This is a genomic window from Candidatus Hydrogenedentota bacterium, assembly GCA_012523015.1.
In the GTDB taxonomy this organism is placed as follows: Bacteria; Hydrogenedentota; Hydrogenedentia; order Hydrogenedentales; family CAITNO01; genus JAAYBJ01.
Genome location: JAAYJI010000335.1, coordinates 1 through 2,036 on the forward strand (window position 1 = coordinate 1; position 2,036 = coordinate 2,036).

Genomic DNA, 2,036 nt, shown 5'->3' on the forward strand with positions numbered 1-2,036 from the left:
ACAAAGAAGATATGCGGCTGCAGCTCATGTTTGACGGCAAGCCGGACGAAAAGACACGGGAAACCCTAAAATCAAATGGTTTTAGGTGGGCACCATCAAATATGGCATGGCAACGATTACTTAATGAAAATGCGGAGTGGGCATTAAAGCGAATTATTGAAGCATAATTCACGCACAAGCCGGCCCCGGCGGCATATCCGGGGAGAAAGGAAGGATATGAAATGTTTGATAATCTTTTTAACGAAAAAGCAATAAAAGAATTGGCTGCCGTTTTAGCGAAGCAGGACGCACAAAGGACAGCAAATGAAACCTTACGGGAAATGGATATAAAATCCATAGGTCTTGCTGAAAAGATAAAAGAAGGCATAGACAAAATATTAGTATAATAAACAAAGCCCGCAAGGGCAGAAAGTGAGGAAGTTCGGTATTAAAAACAATCTAAGCGTAAGCCCTGAATCAAATCAGGGCTTACGCTTTTTATACTTTTTGATATTTGTCTGATATGCGCATCTGGATTTCTTCTGGCAACTTTTTTATCCGTTCTCGTGCTTTCCGCCTTGCCTTATTATTTTCAAGCCGTGATTTGTAAAATGCGCATTTTTCATATCCCGGACACTGGCTCATCTTCAATTCTAACGCCTCACAGTTTCTGCTCCGTGCTGCAAAGCACTTTGTTTCATCTTTTTTTGCGCCCATTTTTTCACTCTCCCATGTTCAAAATCTACCAAACCCGCTTATAACTTCCACTTGCCACTACACGCCTTTTTTGGCAAATGGAACAAATCGCCCTGCGTTATCCCTATCTCTTGGCTTTAACATTTTGTATTCTTTTAATTTTCTGTAAACCGTTCTTTGACCTATCGATAATATTTCCGCTATTTCTTCCGGCGTTTTCATTTCCTGTTCGTATAGCCGTTTCAACGTCATACGGCTTAAAACTACTTCTCCCTTAATTTCCCTCATTCTATCAACATGCCTCATAATTGTTGTGCTATGTAACGCCTTGCGATCTATGGCAGCAGATTTAAATTTTGTTAGCCTTGCTATGTCGTCCAGCGTGTAGCCTTTATGCCGCCGCAAATTATACATAATAATGTCTGCTAACTCCACGCTGTCAACCTGCTCAATCTCTTTCTTTTGTTCTTCAAAATATCCTTCGTGCATTTCATTCACCGCCCTTTCCGCCGCATATACCGAATCCCATCCGTCCACCGGCTCCGATCCTCTTTTATCTCCCCGTATTTTTCCCGTTCTTCAGGCGTCATTTTTCGGGTGTATACCGGACCTGGCTCCCTGTCTTGCCCTGGGGGTACCCGCATTATGAATGGATTTGAATACCACATACTAACCGCCCCTTTCTATCTCTGCTATTGCCTTCAGGATTGGATATACCTGTTGTGGTACAACAGCGTTTCCTAAACATTTAATTCTGTCCATCCAATTGGGAACCCCATAAGTGTTTCGTATTCCGTTGGTATTTGGGATTTTTCCGTTCCGCAAGCTAATAGCAGCTCTGATATTCTCACTTGGTGGTCTTTGGATTGTATGTGATTTATCAGTTTTGAATAATTTTTGTATGTCCCCTTGTAGTCCGTTGCTATAGGTGCTGGCAATAATGAATACCCTGGCCCGGGAAAATACTGCCCCAACCGTGTATGCTGGAAAACAACACCATCCGACATTGTACCCCAGTTCGGCCAAGTCATTGAGAATTCTTCCAAAGAACCGTCCATCCTCACTTGTGAGTAACCCTGGAACATTTTCACCCAGCACCCATCTTGGTCTAACTTCGCAAATGATTCGTGCAAATTCGCCCCACAAATCACGTTCGTCAGTAGACGCCTTACGCTTTCCTGCAAGGCTGTGAGGCTGACAAGGGAACCCCCTTGATAAGAGTGTAATTTCTTTGGTTCTCTTGTCTCGAATAGACTTTGCTGTAACATCCCTTACATCCCTCCATCTCGGCACATCAGGCCAATGCTTTTCCAATACCTTTGTTGGATAATCAGCCCATTCGCATTGCCCTACCGTTGTAA

General features: G+C 43.2%; 3 protein-coding genes and 2 pseudogenes. 1 reads left to right on the forward strand and 4 read right to left on the reverse strand.

What is annotated here, in order from left to right; translation table 11 throughout:
• Positions 1-221 precede the first annotated feature (221 nt).
• A complete protein-coding gene (locus tag GX117_14515) occupies positions 222-386 on the forward strand; it encodes a hypothetical protein (GenBank protein ID NLO34544.1) in 165 nt (54 codons plus the stop codon).
• A gap of 91 nt (positions 387-477) precedes the next feature.
• On the opposite strand, the gene GX117_14520 is transcribed toward GX117_14515, so the two are convergent.
• From GX117_14520 to GX117_14535, 4 genes and pseudogenes are all read right to left on the reverse strand, one after another.
• The gene (locus GX117_14520) at positions 478-696 is read right to left on the reverse strand and encodes a hypothetical protein (protein NLO34545.1); all 219 of its coding nucleotides are present in this window, start codon (positions 694-696) and stop codon (positions 478-480) included.
• Positions 697-753: 57 nt separating this feature from the next.
• Positions 754-1,212 carry a hypothetical protein gene (locus GX117_14525; protein NLO34546.1) on the reverse strand — a complete coding sequence of 153 codons (459 nt, stop codon included), beginning with the start codon at positions 1,210-1,212 and terminating at the stop codon, positions 754-756.
• A gap of 132 nt (positions 1,213-1,344) precedes the next feature.
• Positions 1,345-1,452: pseudogene (locus tag GX117_14530) on the reverse strand (DNA (cytosine-5-)-methyltransferase).
• Positions 1,453-1,593: 141 nt separating this feature from the next.
• Positions 1,594-2,036, reverse strand: a pseudogene (locus GX117_14535) (DNA cytosine methyltransferase).